The sequence below is a fragment of the Streptomyces sp. NPDC033174 genome, assembly GCF_055577795.1.
The window spans coordinates 50,077-65,776 of the sequence record NZ_JBVIPQ010000008.1 but is presented as its reverse complement, the minus strand read 5'-3'; the positions used below and the strand labels follow the sequence as shown (position 1 = coordinate 65,776).

General features: G+C 70.6%; 16 protein-coding genes. 6 read left to right on the top strand and 10 right to left on the bottom strand.

Annotated elements, in window-relative coordinates; all coding sequences use genetic code 11:
• Positions 1–78: 78 nt before the first annotated feature.
• From ACZ5VC_RS24575 to ACZ5VC_RS24540, 8 genes are all read right to left on the bottom strand, one after another.
• Positions 79–1,428, bottom strand: coding sequence for a dicarboxylate/amino acid:cation symporter (locus ACZ5VC_RS24575; RefSeq protein WP_469122202.1), 1,350 nt, complete (start codon positions 1,426–1,428; stop codon positions 79–81).
• 321 nt (positions 1,429–1,749) lie between these two features.
• A complete protein-coding gene (locus ACZ5VC_RS24570) occupies positions 1,750–2,043 on the bottom strand; it encodes a DUF4229 domain-containing protein (protein WP_469122201.1) in 294 nt (97 codons plus the stop codon).
• An 83-nt stretch (positions 2,044–2,126) separates the two neighbouring features.
• Positions 2,127–2,651 (bottom strand): GNAT family N-acetyltransferase, encoded by a 525-nt coding sequence (locus ACZ5VC_RS24565; RefSeq protein WP_469122200.1) that lies wholly within the window; start codon positions 2,649–2,651, stop codon positions 2,127–2,129.
• Between the two features lie 14 nt (positions 2,652–2,665).
• On the bottom strand, positions 2,666–3,829 hold the full coding sequence (gene mqnE, locus ACZ5VC_RS24560; protein ID WP_468708557.1) for an aminofutalosine synthase MqnE: 1,164 nt from the start codon (positions 3,827–3,829) through the stop codon (positions 2,666–2,668).
• Between the two features lie 91 nt (positions 3,830–3,920).
• Complete coding sequence (locus ACZ5VC_RS24555) at positions 3,921–4,376, bottom strand: Lrp/AsnC family transcriptional regulator (RefSeq protein WP_015034327.1); 456 nt, start codon at positions 4,374–4,376, stop codon at positions 3,921–3,923.
• 105 nt (positions 4,377–4,481) lie between these two features.
• Positions 4,482–5,156 carry a UbiX family flavin prenyltransferase gene (locus ACZ5VC_RS24550; RefSeq protein ID WP_469122199.1) on the bottom strand — a complete coding sequence of 225 codons (675 nt, stop codon included), beginning with the start codon at positions 5,154–5,156 and terminating at the stop codon, positions 4,482–4,484.
• A 23-nt stretch (positions 5,157–5,179) separates the two neighbouring features.
• Complete coding sequence (gene mqnP / locus ACZ5VC_RS24545; RefSeq protein WP_469122198.1) at positions 5,180–6,082, bottom strand: menaquinone biosynthesis prenyltransferase MqnP; 903 nt, start codon at positions 6,080–6,082, stop codon at positions 5,180–5,182.
• Positions 6,079–7,530: a menaquinone biosynthesis decarboxylase gene (locus ACZ5VC_RS24540; RefSeq protein WP_469122197.1), complete on the bottom strand. Its 1,452-nt coding sequence runs from the start codon at positions 7,528–7,530 to the stop codon at positions 6,079–6,081. Before ACZ5VC_RS24540 ends, mqnP begins: the two co-directional genes overlap by 4 nt.
• Before the next feature lie 247 nt (positions 7,531–7,777).
• Between ACZ5VC_RS24540 and ACZ5VC_RS24535 the strand changes: the two genes are divergently transcribed.
• Both ACZ5VC_RS24535 and ACZ5VC_RS24530 read left to right on the top strand, forming a co-directional pair.
• Entirely contained in the window at positions 7,778–8,164 is a 387-nt protein-coding gene (locus tag ACZ5VC_RS24535; protein ID WP_469122196.1) for a PLD nuclease N-terminal domain-containing protein, read from the top strand.
• Between the two features lies 1 nt (position 8,165).
• Positions 8,166–9,071 carry a LysR family transcriptional regulator gene (locus tag ACZ5VC_RS24530; RefSeq protein ID WP_469122195.1) on the top strand — a complete coding sequence of 302 codons (906 nt, stop codon included), beginning with the start codon at positions 8,166–8,168 and terminating at the stop codon, positions 9,069–9,071.
• Here ACZ5VC_RS24530 and ACZ5VC_RS24525 read toward each other — a convergent pair.
• Positions 8,962–9,903: a DMT family transporter gene (locus tag ACZ5VC_RS24525; protein WP_469122194.1), complete on the bottom strand. Its 942-nt coding sequence runs from the start codon at positions 9,901–9,903 to the stop codon at positions 8,962–8,964. The two genes, ACZ5VC_RS24530 and ACZ5VC_RS24525, sit on opposite strands and share 110 nt — an antisense overlap.
• A gap of 140 nt (positions 9,904–10,043) precedes the next feature.
• Here ACZ5VC_RS24525 and ACZ5VC_RS24520 point away from each other — a divergent pair, with 140 nt between their 5' ends.
• The 4 genes from ACZ5VC_RS24520 (at position 10,044) to ACZ5VC_RS24505 (ending at position 15,121) form a co-directional block, all read left to right on the top strand.
• Positions 10,044–10,496: a nucleoside deaminase gene (locus tag ACZ5VC_RS24520; protein WP_469122193.1), complete on the top strand. Its 453-nt coding sequence runs from the start codon at positions 10,044–10,046 to the stop codon at positions 10,494–10,496.
• Positions 10,489–11,397 carry an isopenicillin N synthase family dioxygenase gene (locus tag ACZ5VC_RS24515; RefSeq protein ID WP_469122192.1) on the top strand — a complete coding sequence of 303 codons (909 nt, stop codon included), beginning with the start codon at positions 10,489–10,491 and terminating at the stop codon, positions 11,395–11,397. The genes ACZ5VC_RS24520 and ACZ5VC_RS24515 overlap by 8 nt, the downstream gene beginning before the upstream one ends.
• A 107-nt stretch (positions 11,398–11,504) precedes the next feature.
• On the top strand, positions 11,505–13,565 hold the full coding sequence (locus tag ACZ5VC_RS24510) for a hypothetical protein (protein WP_469122191.1): 2,061 nt from the start codon (positions 11,505–11,507) through the stop codon (positions 13,563–13,565).
• 5 nt (positions 13,566–13,570) lie between these two features.
• A complete protein-coding gene (locus ACZ5VC_RS24505; RefSeq protein ID WP_469122190.1) occupies positions 13,571–15,121 on the top strand; it encodes an ABC transporter substrate-binding protein in 1,551 nt (516 codons plus the stop codon).
• Between the two features lie 13 nt (positions 15,122–15,134).
• Here the strand turns inward: ACZ5VC_RS24505 and ACZ5VC_RS24500 are convergent, their stop codons facing one another.
• The gene (locus tag ACZ5VC_RS24500) at positions 15,135–15,677 is read right to left on the bottom strand and encodes an SRPBCC domain-containing protein (protein WP_469122189.1); all 543 of its coding nucleotides are present in this window, start codon (positions 15,675–15,677) and stop codon (positions 15,135–15,137) included.
• Positions 15,678–15,700: the final 23 nt, after the last annotated feature.

Sequence of the window (15,700 nt, the reverse complement as noted above, 5' to 3'; positions counted from 1 at the left end):
CCGGCGCCAGCCTACGGCGCCCCCCGCACGACTGTGCCCCCTGCCCGGCGGGGCAGGGGGCACATCCACTCACGTCGTTCAGGCGGTGGCCGGAACCTTCACGGCGCTCTCGGTGTCCCGGGCGTCGTACTCGTCAACGGGCGACGAGGAAGCGGCGTTGTACGCGTCGAGGTCGAGGATCTTCTCGCGCGCGGCGACAACGACCGGAACCAGCGCCTGGCCGGCGACGTTCGTGGCCGTGCGCATCATGTCGAGGATCGGGTCGATCGCCATCAGCAGACCCACGCCCTCCAGCGGGAGGCCCAGAGTGGAGAGGGTCAGGGTCAGCATGACGGTCGCGCCGGTCAGACCGGCGGTGGCCGCCGAGCCGACGACGGAGACGAAGGCGATCAGCAGGTAGTCGCCGATGCCGAGCTGAACGTCGAAGATCTGGGCGATGAAGATCGCGGCGAGTGCCGGGTAGATCGCGGCGCAGCCGTCCATCTTGGTCGTGGCGCCGAAGGGCACCGCGAAGCTCGTGTACTCCTTCGGGACGCCGAGGCGCTCGGTGACCTTGACGGTGACCGGCATGGTGCCGACGGAGGAGCGGGAGACGAAGGCCAGCTGGATGGCGGGCCAGGCGCCCTTGAAGAACTGGATCGGGTTGACCTTGGCGACCGTCGCCAGCAGCAGCGGGTAGACGCCGAACAGGACGAGCGCGCAGCCGATGTAGACGTCGGCGGTGAAGGTCGCGTACTTGCCGATGAGGTCCCAGCCGTAGTCGGCGATGGCGTAGCCGATGAGGCCGACGGTGCCGAGCGGCGCGAGCCGGATGACCCACCACAGGGCCTTCTGGAGCAGCTCCAGGACGGACTCGCTGAGGGTGAGGATGGGCTTGGCCTTCTCACCGAGCTTCAGCGCGGCGATGCCGGCGACGGCGGCCATGAAGACGATCTGCAGGACGTTCAGCTCGGTGAAGGGCGTGATGACGTCCGTCGGGATGATGCCGGTGAGGAAGTCGATCCAGGTGCCCTCGTGCTTGGGCAGCTTGCCGTCCTTGGGCGTGAGGCCGGTTCCGGCACCCGGGTCGGTGAGCAGTCCGATGACGATGCCGATGGCGACCGCGATCAGCGACGTGATCATGAACCAGAGCAGGGTCCGGGTGGCCAGCCGGGCGGCGTTGTTGACCTTCCGCAGGTTGGTGATCGACACCAGGATCGCGAAGAAGACGAGCGGCGCGACGGCCAGCTTCAGCAGCTGGACGAAGATCGAGCCGATCTGCTCGAGGGTGTCCTTGAGCCAGGCGACATCCTGGCTGCGGGTGACCCAGCCGAGCAGCACACCGAGCACGAGACCGGCGACGATCTGAACCCAGAATGGGATCTTCGATATGCGGAAACCGGAGCCGGACGGCGCTCCGGTGGTGGCGGACGCGGAGTTCGCGGACACGAACACACTCCATGGGTGCGTATCGGAAAAAGGGGGACGAGATGCGGCGCCCGCGCGCTCAAGGGCGACGCCGCTGCATGATGCCGGGTCAGACAGCGCGGCAACAGACCGCGGACATACAGCGGCACAGATCGACATGCAGGCGCGCCACGAGCGGGATGCTCACGGCTTCGGGGCGGCGCACTGCTGTCTTCATGTCGACACGTTAACACTTGAACTTTGAGATGCTCAAAGCACTTCTTTGGGCAAGGGCCCTGGAACGCCGAAACCCCGGCGCGGTGGCCGGGGTTGGGTGCGGGCGTTCGAGCGGTGTGAGGAACCTTACGCCGCGTCTTCCTGGGACCTGCTGGCCTCCAGGCGCGTCTTCGCGTGGTCGACCTTGGCGGCGATCTGCGCCGACATGGCGTCCCGCTGCTTGCGCAGCAGGACGAAGCTGAGCGGTGCGGAGATCACGACGGAGAGGACCAGGACCCACAGCAGGTTGGAGTCGCCGAGGCCCCGCGGCACCACACCGAGGTAGACCAGACCCCACAGCGCGAAGAAGCAGCCGGCGAACACGCCGATGCGCAGGAGGGTGTACCGGAGCGTTGCGGCGCTCGTCCCGTTCTCGGACACGACGGCCCCTTTCTCTTCACTGGGTTGCCCGTCCAGTGAAGCACGGGACAAATGGATCAATTCAGGGGGCTCCGCCCCGCACCTCAGTACAGCGGCAGCAGCATGGTGATGTCGTCGCGGTCGTCGCCCTCGGCGACCCGGATGGCGCCGGGCACCCGGCCGACCTCCTTGTAGCCGCAGGCGGCGTAGAAGGCGTCGGCACCGGTGCCGCCCCGGCAGGTCAGCCGGATCGCGTCGATGCCGTCGAAGCCGCGGGCCGCCGCCTCGGCCGCGGCCATCAGATCGCGGCCGTACCCCTTGCCCTGGTGACGCGGGTGGACCATGACCGTGTAGAGCCAGACCCAGTGCTTCATCAGGCGGTGGGTGTTGTGCGTGAAGAACGCCGTGGCGGCCACGGCGCCCTCCTCGTCGTACCCGACCAGCAGCCGGGTGCGGCCGTCCGCCATGGCGGAGAGGTGCTTGACCCACTCGGGCCGGACGTCCTCGGCGGTGACGGACGGCACGAATCCCACGGCGCCGCCGGCGTTGGAGACGTCGGTCCACAGGGCGACGACACCGTCGGCCAGAGCGCGGTCGGCCGACGGGTCGAGGCGGAAGGTCAGCGGCATGGTGGTGCTCCGCCTCAGATCCGCATGGGCTGGGGCGACTCGCGCAGCCCCGCGTCCGGACCCGGGTACTCGCGGATGATCTCGTAGCGGGTGTTGCGCTCGACGGGGCGGAAGCCGGCCTCACGGATCAGGTCCAGGAGGTCGTCACGGGTCAGCTTGTTGGGCGTGCCGTAGTTGTCCGCGTCGTGCGTGATCTTGTACTCGACGACCGAACCGTCCATGTCGTCGGCGCCGTGCTGGAGCGCGAGCTGCGCGGTCTGCACGCCGTGCATCACCCAGAAGACCTTCACGTGCGGGACGTTGTCGAAGAGCAGCCGGGAGACGGCGAAGGTCTTCAGCGCCTCGGCGCCGGTCGCCATCGTGGTGCGCGCCTGGAGCCGGTTGCGGACCTTGCCGTCCTTCATGTCCACGAAGTCGTGCTGGTAGCGCAGCGGGATGAAGACCTGGAACCCGCCGGTCTCGTCCTGCAGTTCACGCAGCCGCAGCACGTGGTCGACGCGGTGCCGGGGCTCCTCGATGTGCCCGTACAGCATCGTGGAAGGGGTCTTGAGGCCCTTCTCGTGCGCCAGCCGGTGAATGCGCGACCAGTCTTCCCAGTGGGTGCGGTGGTCGACGATGTGCTGCCGGACCTCCCAGTCGAAGATCTCGGCGCCGCCGCCGGTGAGCGACTCCAGACCGGCTTCGATCAGCTCGTCGAGGATGTCCGAGGCGGACATGCCGGAGATCGTCTCGAAGTGGTGGATCTCGGTGGCGGTGAAGGCCTTGAGCGAGACGTTCGGCAGGGCCTTCTTCAGCTCGGAGAGGGACCGCGGGTAGTAGCGCCAGGGCAGGTTGGGGTGGAGCCCGTTGACGATGTGCAGCTCGGTGAGGTTCTCGCCCTCCATCGCCTTGGCGAGGCGGACGGCCTCCTCGATGCGCATCGTGTACGCGTCCTTCTCGCCCGGCTTGCGCTGGAACGAGCAGTACGCGCACGACGCGGTGCACACATTGGTCATGTTGAGGTGGCGGTTGACGTTGAAGTGGACGACGTCGCCGTTCTTCCGCGTGCGCACCTCGTGGGCGAGGCCACCGAGCCAGGCCAGGTCGTCCGACTCGTAGAGGGCGATGCCGTCCTCACGCGTCAGCCGCTCGCCGGAGCGGACCTTCTCCTCCAGCTCGCGCTTGAGCCCAGCGTCCATGTACCGGTCGCCTCCTCTATATGTCCTGCAACCCTGACCAACCGTACTCCCCCACTTTTCGGGCGCGAGGGGCCCCCATGCGCCCCGCGCGCTAGCCCTCTTCGGGCAGCTCGCCGACCCTGTTCTCCCACTTGGTGGAGAGCACGATCGTCGTGCGCGTGCGGGAGACGCCCTTGGTTCCGCTGAGCCGGCGGATCGTCTTCTCCAGGCCGTCGACGTCGCTGGCGCGCACCTTGAGCATGAAGGAGTCGTCACCCGCGATGAACCAGCAGTCCTCGATCTCGGCGAGGTCCTTGAGCCGGCGTGCCACGTCCTCGTGGTCGGCGGCGTCGGAGAGCGAGATGCCGATCAGCGCGGTGACACCGAGTCCGAGCGAGGCCGCGTCGACGGTGGCGCGGTAGCCGGTGATGACCCCGGCGGCCTCCAGCCGGTTGATGCGGTCGGTGACGGAGGGCCCGGAGAGCCCGACGAGCCGGCCGAGCTCGGCGTACGAGGCCCTGCCGTTCTCCCGCAGAGCCTGGATGAGCTGCCTGTCCACGGCGTCCATATGCCTGAAGCCTTCCATTATCCAGCGATACCGCGAGTCTAAGTGCAGAAACTAAGGCATGCAGGGCTAACACCCTGTGAATCTTTTACGTGATCAACGGCGATCTCAGGAATGATCGCCCAGAGAGCCCAGCTCTCCCTCCCAGCGGCGGTACAGCCCGTGCGGCACCCCGGCCGCGTCCAGCACCCGTCCGGCGACGAAGTCCACCAGGTCCTGGATGTGCCTCGCCCCCGCGTAGAAGGCCGGGGAGGCGGGCAGGACCACCGCGCCCGCCTCGTCCAGTGCCACCAGCTGCTTGAGCGTCTGACCGTTCAGCGGTGTCTCCCGCACCGCGACCACCAGGGGCCGCCGCTCCTTGAGCGTCACGCTCGCCGCCCGCTGGAGCAGATCCTTGGACAGCCCGAGCGCCACACCGGCCACGCACGCCGTCGACGCCGGCACGATGAGCATCCCCTTCACGGGGTACGACCCCGAGGACGGTCCGGCGGCCAGATCCCCCGCCGCCCAGTACCGCACCCCCTCGACGTCCGGCCGGAAGGTGTCCGGCTTCCCGTCGGCTCCACGGGCCAGCCAGGCCCGAAGGTCGTCCCGCCAGTGCGCGTCGCGAAAGGCGATGCCGGTCTCGTCGAGCAGGGTGAGCCGCGAGGCCCGGCTCACGACGAGATCCACGCTCTCCCCCGCGTCGAGCAGCCCCCGCAACACGGCGGCGGCGTACGGGGTTCCTGACGCCCCGGACACCCCGACGACCCAGGGACGACGCTGTTCTTCTACCGGCTCCACGCCGCTGAGCCTATCCGGCGGGGCTAGACGGTGAGGCCGCGCACCAGGAGGTCCAGCAGGGCGCAGATGAAGAGGGAGATGCCGATGAAGCCGTTCGTCGTGAAGAAGGCGCGGTTCAGGCGGGACAGGTCGTGGGGCGTGACGACGTTGTGTTCGTAGACGAACGCCGCCGCCACGATCACCAGGCCGGTCCAGAAGAAGACACCCGCGTCCGTCGCCACCGCGTACCAGGTCAGCAGGCCGGTGGTCACGACCGCCGACGCCCGGGCGCCGTACAGCGCCGCCGGGATGCCGAAGCGGGCCGGGACCGACATCACGCCGTGGGCGCGGTCGGCCTCCACGTCCTGGCAGGCGAAGATCAGGTCGAAGCCACCGATCCAGATGCCGACGGCGAGACCGAGGATCACCGCGTCCCAGGACCAGCTGCCGGTGATCGCCAGCCAGGCGCCGATCGGGCCGATGGCCTGGGCGAGGCCCAGGATCGCGTGCGGGAAGTTGGTGAACCGCTTCCCGTACGGATAGACCACCATCGGGACGACCGCGAGCGGCGCGAGGGCCAGGCAGAGCGGGCCCAGCAGCGCGGCGGCGCCGAGGAAGATCACGACGGCGACGCCCGCGCCCGTCCACGCGGACTTCACCGACATCGCGCCGGTCACCAGCTCGCGGTTGGCGGTGCGCGGGTTACGGGCGTCGATCTCGCGGTCGATGATCCGGTTGCAGGCCATCGCGAAGGTGCGCAGGCCGACCATGGCGACGGTGACGAGCAGTAGCTTGATCCAGTGGACGTTCCCGTCCAGCTGGAACATCGCGGTGAGAGCGGCGATGTAGGCGAAGGGCAGCGCGAAGACCGAGTGCTCGATCATCACCAGCCGCAGGAAGGCTTTGGTACGGCCCGGCTCCGCGCCGGGCACGGCGGCCGTGGTCACAGCCCGTACTCCTTCCACCGGCGGTCGACCTTCGCCGCCGTCTCGGGGTCCGACTCGACCATGTCCGGCCAGCCGCCGTCGCGCGTGTACCCCTCCTCGGGGAGCTTCCTGGTGGCGTCGATACCCGCCTTGCCTCCCCAGAACTGCTGGTACGAGGCGTGGTCGAGGTGGTCCACCGGGCCCTCGACGACGGTCAGGTCGCGCGCGTAGTCGGTGTTCCCGAGGGCCCGCCAGGACACCTCGTGCAGATCGTGCACATCACAGTCGGCGTCCACCACGATGATCAGCTTGGTCAGCGACATCATGTGCGCGCCCCAGATGGCGTGCATGACCTTCTGCGCGTGCTTCGGGTACTTCTTGTCGATCGAGACGATGGCGCAGTTGTGGAAGCCGCCCGACTCGGGCAGGTGGTAGTCCACGATGTCCGGGATGATGATCTTGAGCAGCGGCAGGAAGAAGCGTTCCGTCGCGCGGCCCAGCGGGCCGTCCTCCGTCGGCGGCCGTCCCACCACGATCGACTGGAGCAGCGGGCGCTTGCGCATCGTCACGCAGTCGATCGTCAGCGCGGGGAACGGTTCCTGCGGGGTGTAGAAGCCCGTGTGGTCGCCGAAGGGGCCCTCCGGGAGCGTCTCCCCCGGCTCCAGCCAGCCCTCGATGACGACCTCGGCCTGCGCGGGGACCTGGAGCGGGACCGTCTTGCAGTCGACCATCTCGATCCGCTTGCCCTGGACGAAACCGGCGAACAGGTACTCGTCGATGTCACCGGGCAGCGGCGCTGTCGACGCGTACGTCACGGCGGGCGGACAGCCGAAGGCGATGGCGACCGGGAGCCGCTCTCCGCGCTTGGCGGCCACCGCGTAGTGGTTGCGGCTGTCCTTGTGGATCTGCCAGTGCATGCCGATGGTGCGCTTGTCGTGGCGCTGGAGGCGGTAGAGACCGAGGTTCCGTACGCCGGTCTCGGGGTGCTTGGTGTGGGTGAGGCCCAGGTTGAAGAAGGACCCCCCGTCCTTGGGCCAGGTGAACAGCGCGGGCAGCTGGTCGAGATCGACGTCGTCGCCGGTGAGGACGACCTCCTGGACGGGGGCGTCCTTCACCTTCTTCGGCGGCACGTGAACCATCGAGCCGAGCTTCCCGAAGGCCTCGCGGACACCGATGAAGCCCTGCGGCAGCTCGGGCTTGAGCAGCCCGCCGATCTTGTCGCTGATCTCCTCGTAGGACTTCAGGCCGAGCGCCTTGAGCAGGCGGCGGTCGGTACCGAAGACGTTCATGGCGAGCGGCATGGAGGAGCCGCGTACGTTCTCGAAGAGGAGAGCGGGGCCGCCGGCCTTGTTCACCCGGTCGACGATCTCCCCGACCTCCAGGTAGGGGTCGACTTCGGCCTTGATGCGCTTGAGGTCGCCCTCGCGCTCCAGCGCTCTGAGCAGCGAGCGGAGATCGTCGTAAGCCATGGGGCCCAGTATCCCCCGAGGGGGTCATGCCGCTGCGCGCACCCCGGGGGGTCCGGCCGGGGGGTCCGGGGGTTGCCCCCGGGAAGACACAGCCCCCGAGGGGGTCATGCCGCTGCGCGCACCCCGGGGAGGCGCCGCCCTCTCGGCCTTGCGGGCGCCGCGCGCGGCCCGGTGCCCGACCGCTAACCTTGGGCCGTGACGGGGCCGGTCAGCACGGTCCGCCAACGCTTCCAGGGGGCTGTTCCACATGCTCAGGGCACTGATGTACATCCTGCCGCTGGCGTTGACGATCTACGCCTTCATCGACTGCCTCAACACCCCCGAGGACGAGGCCAAGCACCTCCCCAAGGTCGCCTGGGTCTTCATCATCCTGCTCTTCTGGATCGTCGGTCCGATCGTCTGGCTCGCCGCCGGCAAGATGCGCCACGCCCCCGCCGGCGGCCGCACCCCCTCCGAGTGGCACCGCAACCACCGCCAGGAGTGGGTCGCCCCGGACGACAACCCCGACTTCCTGAAGTCGCTGCGCGAGGAGAACGAGAAGGACGAGTCGCTCCTCAAGGACTGGGAGGCGGACCTGCGCCGCCGCGAGGAGGAGCTCAAGCGCCGCGAGCAGGACGACGACCCGAAGTCCTGACGTGGAACTCCGCCTGCTGGTGACCTTCGAGAAGGTCGCCACCGTCCTCAGCTTCACCCGGGCCGCCACCGAGCTGAAGTACGCCCAGTCCAGCGTGACCAGCCAGATCCGCTCGCTGGAGACCTCGCTGGGCGCCGAGCTCTTCGACCGGCTGGGCAGCCGGATCCGCCTCACCGCGGCCGGTGAACGGTTCCTCCCGTATGCCCGGCAGATCATCGAGCTCAGCGACGAGGCGCGGGCCGCCGTCGCGGACGCGGGAGAACCGGCCGGCGCGATCACCATCGGCACGATGGAGTCGCTCACCTCCTACCGGCTGCCGCCGCTCCTGGAGCTGTTCCACCACCGCTACCCCAAGGTGCGTCTGTCGCTGCGCCCCACGCTGGGCGACGAGACCCGGCAGGCGCTGCGCCGGGGGACCTATGACATCGGGTTCCTGATGGAGCCAGAGACCGAGCACGCCGGCCTGGAGACCGAGGTCCTGACGGCCGAGCCGCTGGTCCTGGTGAGCGCGCCGGGCCACCCGCTGGCCGGCCGGGCCGGGCTGACGACCGACGCGCTCGCGGCCGCGCAGCTGGTGGGGACCGAGCCGGGCTGTCCGTACCGCGACCTCTTCGAGGACGAGGTGCGCGAGCGTACGGGGACGCCGCCGCCGTTCATGGAGTTCGGGACGATCGAGGCGACCAAGCGCGGAGTGGCCGGCGGCCTCGGGGTGGCGCTGCTGCCGCGCGTCGCCGTGGCGGCGGAGCTGGCGGCCGGGACGCTGGTGGAGCTGGACTGGGAGCCGCCGTTCACGCTCGTCACCCAGCTCGCGTGGCGGAGGGGGAAGCGGCTGCCGGCGCATGTGCGGCTGTTCGTGGAGCAGGCGCGGCGGCTGGTGTCGGAGCAGGGGTCCGAGCCGGAAGCGTGACCCTGAGGCTCGCGAGCACGATCAGCGGGACGCCGAGCGCCTGGACGAGAGAGATGTGGTGGCCGTAGACCGCCCAGTCGGCGACCATCGCGACGGCCGGGTAGGTGAACGCGAGCACGGCGATCTTGGCGGTGGGCAGCTTGGCGTAGGCCGCGTACATCAACACGTACATCAGGCCGGTGTGGATGAGGCCGAGCCCGGCGAGCCACAGCCAGCCGGTGCCGAGCCCGGCCGCGGCACCGAAGTCGGCGAAGGGCAGCAGCAGCGGGATGCCGACGAGGACTTGGACGAGCGCGATCAGATGCGGCCGTACGCCGGTGACCCGCTTGGTGACGAAGGTCGCGAGGGCGTAGAGCACGGCAGCGGCGAGCGCGAACCCGAGCCCCTTGAGGGAGGCCGTGTCCCCGGCCCGTACGCCGGAGACGAGGACGAGCCCGGCGAAGGCGACGGCGAGCCAGCCGAGCTTCCCGGCGGAGATCCGCTCCCGCAGGAACAGCGCCCCGAGCAGCACCAGGAAGAACGGCTGGGTGTGGTAGACGACGGTGGCGAAGGAGATCGAGGTGGCCTCGTACGCCTCGAAGAGGAACACCCAGTTGAAGACGATGAACCCCCCACCGAGGGCGGCGAGTCCCAGCTTCTTCGGGGTGAAGCCGTGACCGGTGAAGTAGCCGCGGGCGAGGCTGTACGCGCCGAGGGCGAGCGCCCCGAACAGGCACCGGAAGAACACCACCTCGAACGGTGATGCCCCGGACTCGACGACGAAGACGCCGAGGGTGCCGGAGAGCACCATGGCGAGGGTGAGTTCGATGCTTCCCCTGGTCTCGTTTCTCATGACGACGACGCTACGAGCGGAGGCCGGGGCCGGTCCACGGGCCACTGGGGCGTCCTGCCGATGGGCCCATCGGCGGGGCCGATGGGGGACGGCGGCGCGTCACGGGTGATGTCGCCGCCCCTCCGGGGAAGGGTCGTGGCATGGATCTGGAAGAGGCACGGCGCTGGCTGGGGACCGCGCTCGCGGAGGCCCGTGCCGGGCTCGCGGAGGGCGGGATTCCGATCGGGGCGGCGCTGTACGGTCCCGACGGCACCCTCCTCGGGCGCGGGCACAACCGGCGCGTCCAGGACGGGGATCCGTCCCTGCACGCGGAGACCGCCGCGTTCCGGGCCGCCGGGCGGCAGCGCTCGTACCGGGGGACGACGATGGTGACGACGCTGTCGCCCTGCTGGTACTGCAGCGGCCTGGTCCGGCAGTTCGGGATCTCCCGGGTCGTCGTCGGCGAGGCCGAGACCTTCCACGGCGGGCACGACTGGCTGGCGGAGCACGGAGTCGGGATCGTGGTGCTGGACGACCCGGAGTGCACCGCGCTGATGCGGGACTTCATCGAGGAACACCCGGCCCTGTGGAACGAGGACATCGGCCATGGCTGAGACGCGCATTCCGACCATCGACCTCTCCGGGACGCCCTCGGCGGCGGCCGGGACCATCGACCACGCGCTGCGGACCGCCGGGTTCCTGCTGGTCACCGGGCACGGAGTGGATCCGGCCCTGCGGCACGAGATCCGGGAGACGGCCCGGGGCTTCTTCCGGCTGCCCGCCGCCGCCAAGGAGCCGTACGCCGTGAAGGTCGGCGGGCGCGGCTGGCTCGGGCCGGGCGCGGAGGCCAACGGGTACGCGGAGGGGACGGCGACCCCGCCCGACCTGAAGGAGTCGCTGTCGTTCGCGGCGGACGAGCCGACCGGGGACCGGGCGGTGGACGCGGAGTGGTTCCTGCCCAACACCTGGCCGGCCGAAGTACCGGGTCTGAAGCCGCTGGTGACGACCTACCTCGCGCAGATGCGGGCCCTCTCCGACCGGGTTCTGGAGCTCCTCGGGACGGTTCTCGGGGAGGGCGAGGACTTCTTCACCCGGCACACCGGGCACCCCACCTGGGGGTTCAACATCAACTGGTATCCGGGCCGTGAGGTGACCGGCGAGCCGCGGCCCGGCCAGTTCCGGATCGGCCCGCACACCGACTTCGGCACGGTCACCGTGCTGGACCGGCAGGCGGGCAGGGGCGGGCTCCAGGTCTTCACCGACGAGGGCGGCTGGCAGGACGCGCCGTACGATCCGGCCGCCTTCACCCTCAACATCGGTGACCTGATGGCCCACTGGACCGGCGGACGCTGGCGCTCCGGCCGCCACCGGGTGCTGCCACCGCCGGCCGACGCGCCGTCGGAGGAGCTGATGTCCCTGGTGTACTTCTACGAGTGCGATCCGGGCACCACCGTGGGCGGCATCGAATCCCACACCTATCTGCGCGCCCAGCTCGACGCGATCACCGCGAACTGACGGATCGCGCGACCTTCGCCGCCATCCTTGACCACGAGCCAACCCCCTGTCGTTATCGTGGATATGACGCTGTGACAGAAACTGTCTCGTGACACTGGGGGGTGGCGGTGGACAGAGAGCTGTACGGCCGTGAGGCGGTGTTCGACGGGACCGGTCTCGCCGCGCGCCTCACCGGCCTGGCTCCGTACAGCTTCACCCGCGTCGAGTACGAACACGGCGACGATCCGCCCGTCACCGTCTTCACCGGCGGCCGCGGCATGGGCAAGACCGCGCTGCTCAAGCAGATACGCAACGCCTACCGGGGCGGGACCCCGCTCGCGCTGATCGACTGCGCGCACATCGAGCCGCCCGCCGACCACGGGCCCGGCTGGAATCCGCTCACCGGGGCCCTCGCCGAACTGGCCGTCCAGCTCGCGCCCAGGATCCACACGGCCAAGCCCGTGCAGTTCCCCCGGCTCTCGCTCGGCCTGGTCGCGGTCGCGAGCATCAGCTGGTCCCACGAGGACGACGAGCGGGCCCGGCGCGATCTGCAGCGGCTCGGACCCGTCCTCGCCACGGTCGACGCGACCAAGGGAGCGGCCGCGAACTGGGTCACCAAGGTCCTCGCCAAGATGGCGGCGAACGCGGCCGAGACGACGGCACCGATGGCCGGGCTGCTCGCCGAGGCCACCGTCGAGACGGTCCTGGAGGAGGTGTTCGGCCGCTTCCAGCAGAAGTCCGACAGCTGGTACGGCACCTACCGCAACGCGGGCGGCCGCGGAAAGGCCGGACTCCAGCAGCTCGCCATGGACTTCGAACAGGGCGGCCGCCGCCGCGTCGAGGCCGAGGACTTCCTCGTCGGCGCGCTCGTGGAGGACCTCTGCCGCGCCTACACGGGCCTGACCCGGCGCGGCACCCGCCGGGGCCGGCCGCTCGTCCTCCTCGACAACGCCCATCTGCCGCTCGGCAGACGTCTCGTGGAACCGATTCTGCGCGAGCGCGCCGGCGGCCGCCGCGACCAGGTCGTGGTGATGGCCTCCTCCCGGGTCCGCGACCACACCGGACTGCGGCACGCCGCCCGGCTGCGGCTGCCGGAGACCGCGCACCGGGCGCCGAGCCCGCGCGGGACGGACATCACCTCCGGGATCCTCGCGGTGGAGCTGACCCCGCTCAGTCCGCCGCAGACGCAGACCGCCTTCGACCGGTTCGACCCTGCGGGCCGCACCCCGTCCGACCTGGCCCGCGGGGTGCACCGGCTGACCGGCGGACGGCCGCTCGGGGTCGCCCTGCTGGGCCGGGCGGCGGGCGAGGCCCCGGCCTCGGTCCGGTCCACGCTCACCCCCGGTGCGCTGCTGGACCTCACGGTGGAGCTGCGTGAGGACAGCCCCCCGGTGCCGGTCGCGGCAACCCTGCTCGGCGAACTGCTGCCGGGCCTGCGCCCCGAGCCGCTCGCCGTCCTCGCCGCCGCCCACGACGAGGAGTCGGCACGCACTCTCGCCAGGACCCGGCTGCGCGGCGAGTCCCTGGACGGTGACATGGCCCTGCGCGTACGGGACATGCTGCGCGCCGACGACTGGCCGGGCGGTGCCGAGCACTTCGTCGGCGACCCGCTGCTGCGGGCCCTGCTGCTGCACCGGCTGCGCTTCCACGACGCCGACCACCCCGCGTACACGGCCTGGCGCGCCGTGTACGAGACGCTGAGCGGCTTCTACGGCCCCGAGCCCGGCCCGTACCACCTCCACCAGGAACTAGCCCTCGGCCGGACCGAGGAGGCCGTGACCCGGCTGCGGCTGACCTTCCCCGAGCCGGACGTGGTGGGCTGGCTGGGGCGGCTGCGGTTCATCGCCTCGGCGCCGTACCCCCGCGAGCCGCGGACGACCGGGCCCGATCCGCGCCGCGCGGTGGCGCTGGGGCAGGAGACGGCGGCGCTCCCCGCCGGGCTCGACTCGGACGCGGCCGAACTCCATCTCTGTCTGCGGCGGCTGCTGCACGCCGTGTGGCTGCTGACCGATCCGCTCGCCCTGCCCGACGACGCGGTCGTCGACAAGATGGCGCACGAGCTGCGCCAGCTGTCCGGACGGCACCGGACGGGCAACAGTCCGCTGTGGGACGCGGCCACCCACTGGCCGAAGGACATCCGCGCCTGGCAGGGGCTCTCGCTGCCGCCGGGCCGGGAGGACGGAGCCTGACGAGCGTGCCCAACCGTTTGCGCTACCGCGTCTTCTACACCACCCGACAGAAGATCATCACCTCCGTCCTGGTGTCGGCCCTGGTCATCGCCGGTGCCGTCTGTGCCATCAACACCGTCACCGCCCCGGAGGACCGTTCCTGCGCGAGCGGTGTCGCCCGCCCGCAGGGCAGTACCGAATGCGTCGGCGTCAACGGCGACGGACATGACTTCGGTGTGCCGGCACTGACCCAGGTCGCGCGCGCGATCGGCAGGGAGAATGCGACCCTCAAGGCGGGCGACTACGCCACGGTGGCCGTGCTGCTCCCGCTGACCTCGCCCGACGCCGGAATGCGGATCAAGGTCCTGCACGAGGTGCAGGGGGCCTTCGCCCAGCAGTACCGGGCCAATCACGAGTCCAACGACCAGATGCCCCGCATCCGTCTCGTCCTCGCCAACACCGGCAAGGGCAACGCCCACTGGCGTACGACGGTGGCCCTGCTCAAGGGGATGACCGGCGCCCCGCACCAGCTGCGGGCGGTCTCCGGGGTCGCCACCAGCTCCACCGAGATGCGCGGCGCGGTCACCGAGCTGACCGCCGCGCGCATCGCGGTCGTCGGCACGACCATCACCGCCGACGACATCGCCAACGGCCCCGGCCGCAGCCGGTATCCGGGCCTGGCCCGGGTCTCCCCCACCAACACCGACGAGGCACGGGCCCTGGCCCACTTCGGCAGGGTGAACGGCGCGAAGGCGCTCCTGGTGCAGGACACCCGCACCGGCGACCACTACACCGACACCCTCAAGAACGCGTTCGCCGCGTCGCTGAAGGGCGCTCCGTACGAGCCACAGCTCTTCACCTCACCTGCGGACCCCACCGAGGAGGGCACCACCGCCAACACGTTCCGGCAGATCACCCATCTCATCTGCGACACCGACGCGGAGACGGTGTTCTTCGCCGGACGCCACACCCAGCTGCGGCAGTTCATCAACGCGCTCGGCGCCCGGGGCTGCACCCGGCGTGCGTTCACCGTGCTCACCGGCGACGAGGCCTCCTATCTCGGCGGTGACGCCAAGCTCAGGCCGGAGGCGCTGCGGGCGAAGCTGACCGTGCGGTACGCCTCGCTGGCCCACCCGGACGCCTGGAAGCCCGCGAAGGACCGGCCGGTCCCGGCGACGGGCGGCTCGACGGCCTCGTACGACGCGTTCCTGGCGACGATGAACCGGGTGGCGGCCGGCCCGGTCGGCCCCATGGGCGAGGTCGAGCTCGCCGACGGCCAGTCGATCGTCGCGTACGACGCGATGGCGATGGCCGTCCACGCCGTCCGGCAGGCGACCGTGGACGGCCGGAAGCTGCCGGCGCTCGCCGACGTCGGGGCACAGTGGCCCCAGGTGAAGGGGTCGCTGCGGGTGGAGGGCGCGAGCGGCTGGATCTGCCTGGACAACTACGGGAACCCGTACAACAAGGCGGTGCCGGTGGTGGAGCTGGCAGGGGACGGCAACCAGCGGTTCGTGCAGATCGCCTGGCCGGAGGGCAAGCCGCCCGCCGGGAACTGTCTGCCGCCCGCGGCCGGCTGAAGGCACAGGGCCCCTACGGCTCCCACCGGGGCCAGCGCTGCTCGTCGCGGGCGTAGCCGTCTCGCAGTTGCTGCCAGCGGTCCGGGGTCCAGGACTTCCAGTCGGTCGTCGGGCCGCCCTCCAGCGCGCGGATCAGGAGCTCGAAGTGGTGGTGCCAGCCGGCCAGGCAGTCCAGCCGCAACTCGTCGGATCCCTGGAACTCGTTGGTGAAGCGCAGGACGGTCCCGCCGTCACGGGCCGGTTCGAGGTGGAAGCGGATCCGGCCGTGCGGGGCGCCGACGGTGTATTCGGCGACGTACTCCGGGTCCCAGGCCGTGACCCGGCCGGAGACGACCGTGTGGTGGCCCTCGCTGTCCGCGTTGAGCCAGCGCAGGGTGACCGCTCCGCCGAGGCGGGGCTCCAATGGATCGGCCGCCGCGAGCCACCCCGGAAGACCTTCCGGGGTGGCCACGGCGGCCCAGACTCGTACGACGGGGTACGGCAGGCTCAGCACGTACCGCAGCACGTGCGTATCGCCATGGGTCTCGCTCGCGCCCCGGGTGATCGCATCTGCCATGTCTCCAGCGTCACGCGCGGGCG

Bases quoted from the DNA above. Each gene is read 5' to 3' on its own strand.
- ACZ5VC_RS24565 (WP_469122200.1), bottom strand. From the start codon at position 2,651: ATGCCGCTGACCTTCCGCCTCGACCCGTCGGCCGACCGCGCTCTGGCC.
- mqnE (WP_468708557.1), bottom strand. From the start codon at position 3,829: ATGGACGCTGGGCTCAAGCGCGAGCTGGAGGAGAAGGTCCGCTCCGGC.
- ACZ5VC_RS24555 (WP_015034327.1), bottom strand. From the start codon at position 4,376: ATGGACGCCGTGGACAGGCAGCTCATCCAGGCTCTGCGGGAGAACGGC.
- ACZ5VC_RS24540 (WP_469122197.1), bottom strand. From the start codon at position 7,530: ATGGCTTACGACGATCTCCGCTCGCTGCTCAGAGCGCTGGAGCGCGAG.
- ACZ5VC_RS24535 (WP_469122196.1), top strand. From the start codon at position 7,778: ATGCTCAGGGCACTGATGTACATCCTGCCGCTGGCGTTGACGATCTAC.
- ACZ5VC_RS24525 (WP_469122194.1), bottom strand. From the start codon at position 9,903: ATGAGAAACGAGACCAGGGGAAGCATCGAACTCACCCTCGCCATGGTG.
- ACZ5VC_RS24520 (WP_469122193.1), top strand. From the start codon at position 10,044: ATGGATCTGGAAGAGGCACGGCGCTGGCTGGGGACCGCGCTCGCGGAG.
- ACZ5VC_RS24515 (WP_469122192.1), top strand. From the start codon at position 10,489: ATGGCTGAGACGCGCATTCCGACCATCGACCTCTCCGGGACGCCCTCG.
- ACZ5VC_RS24500 (WP_469122189.1), bottom strand. From the start codon at position 15,677: ATGGCAGATGCGATCACCCGGGGCGCGAGCGAGACCCATGGCGATACG.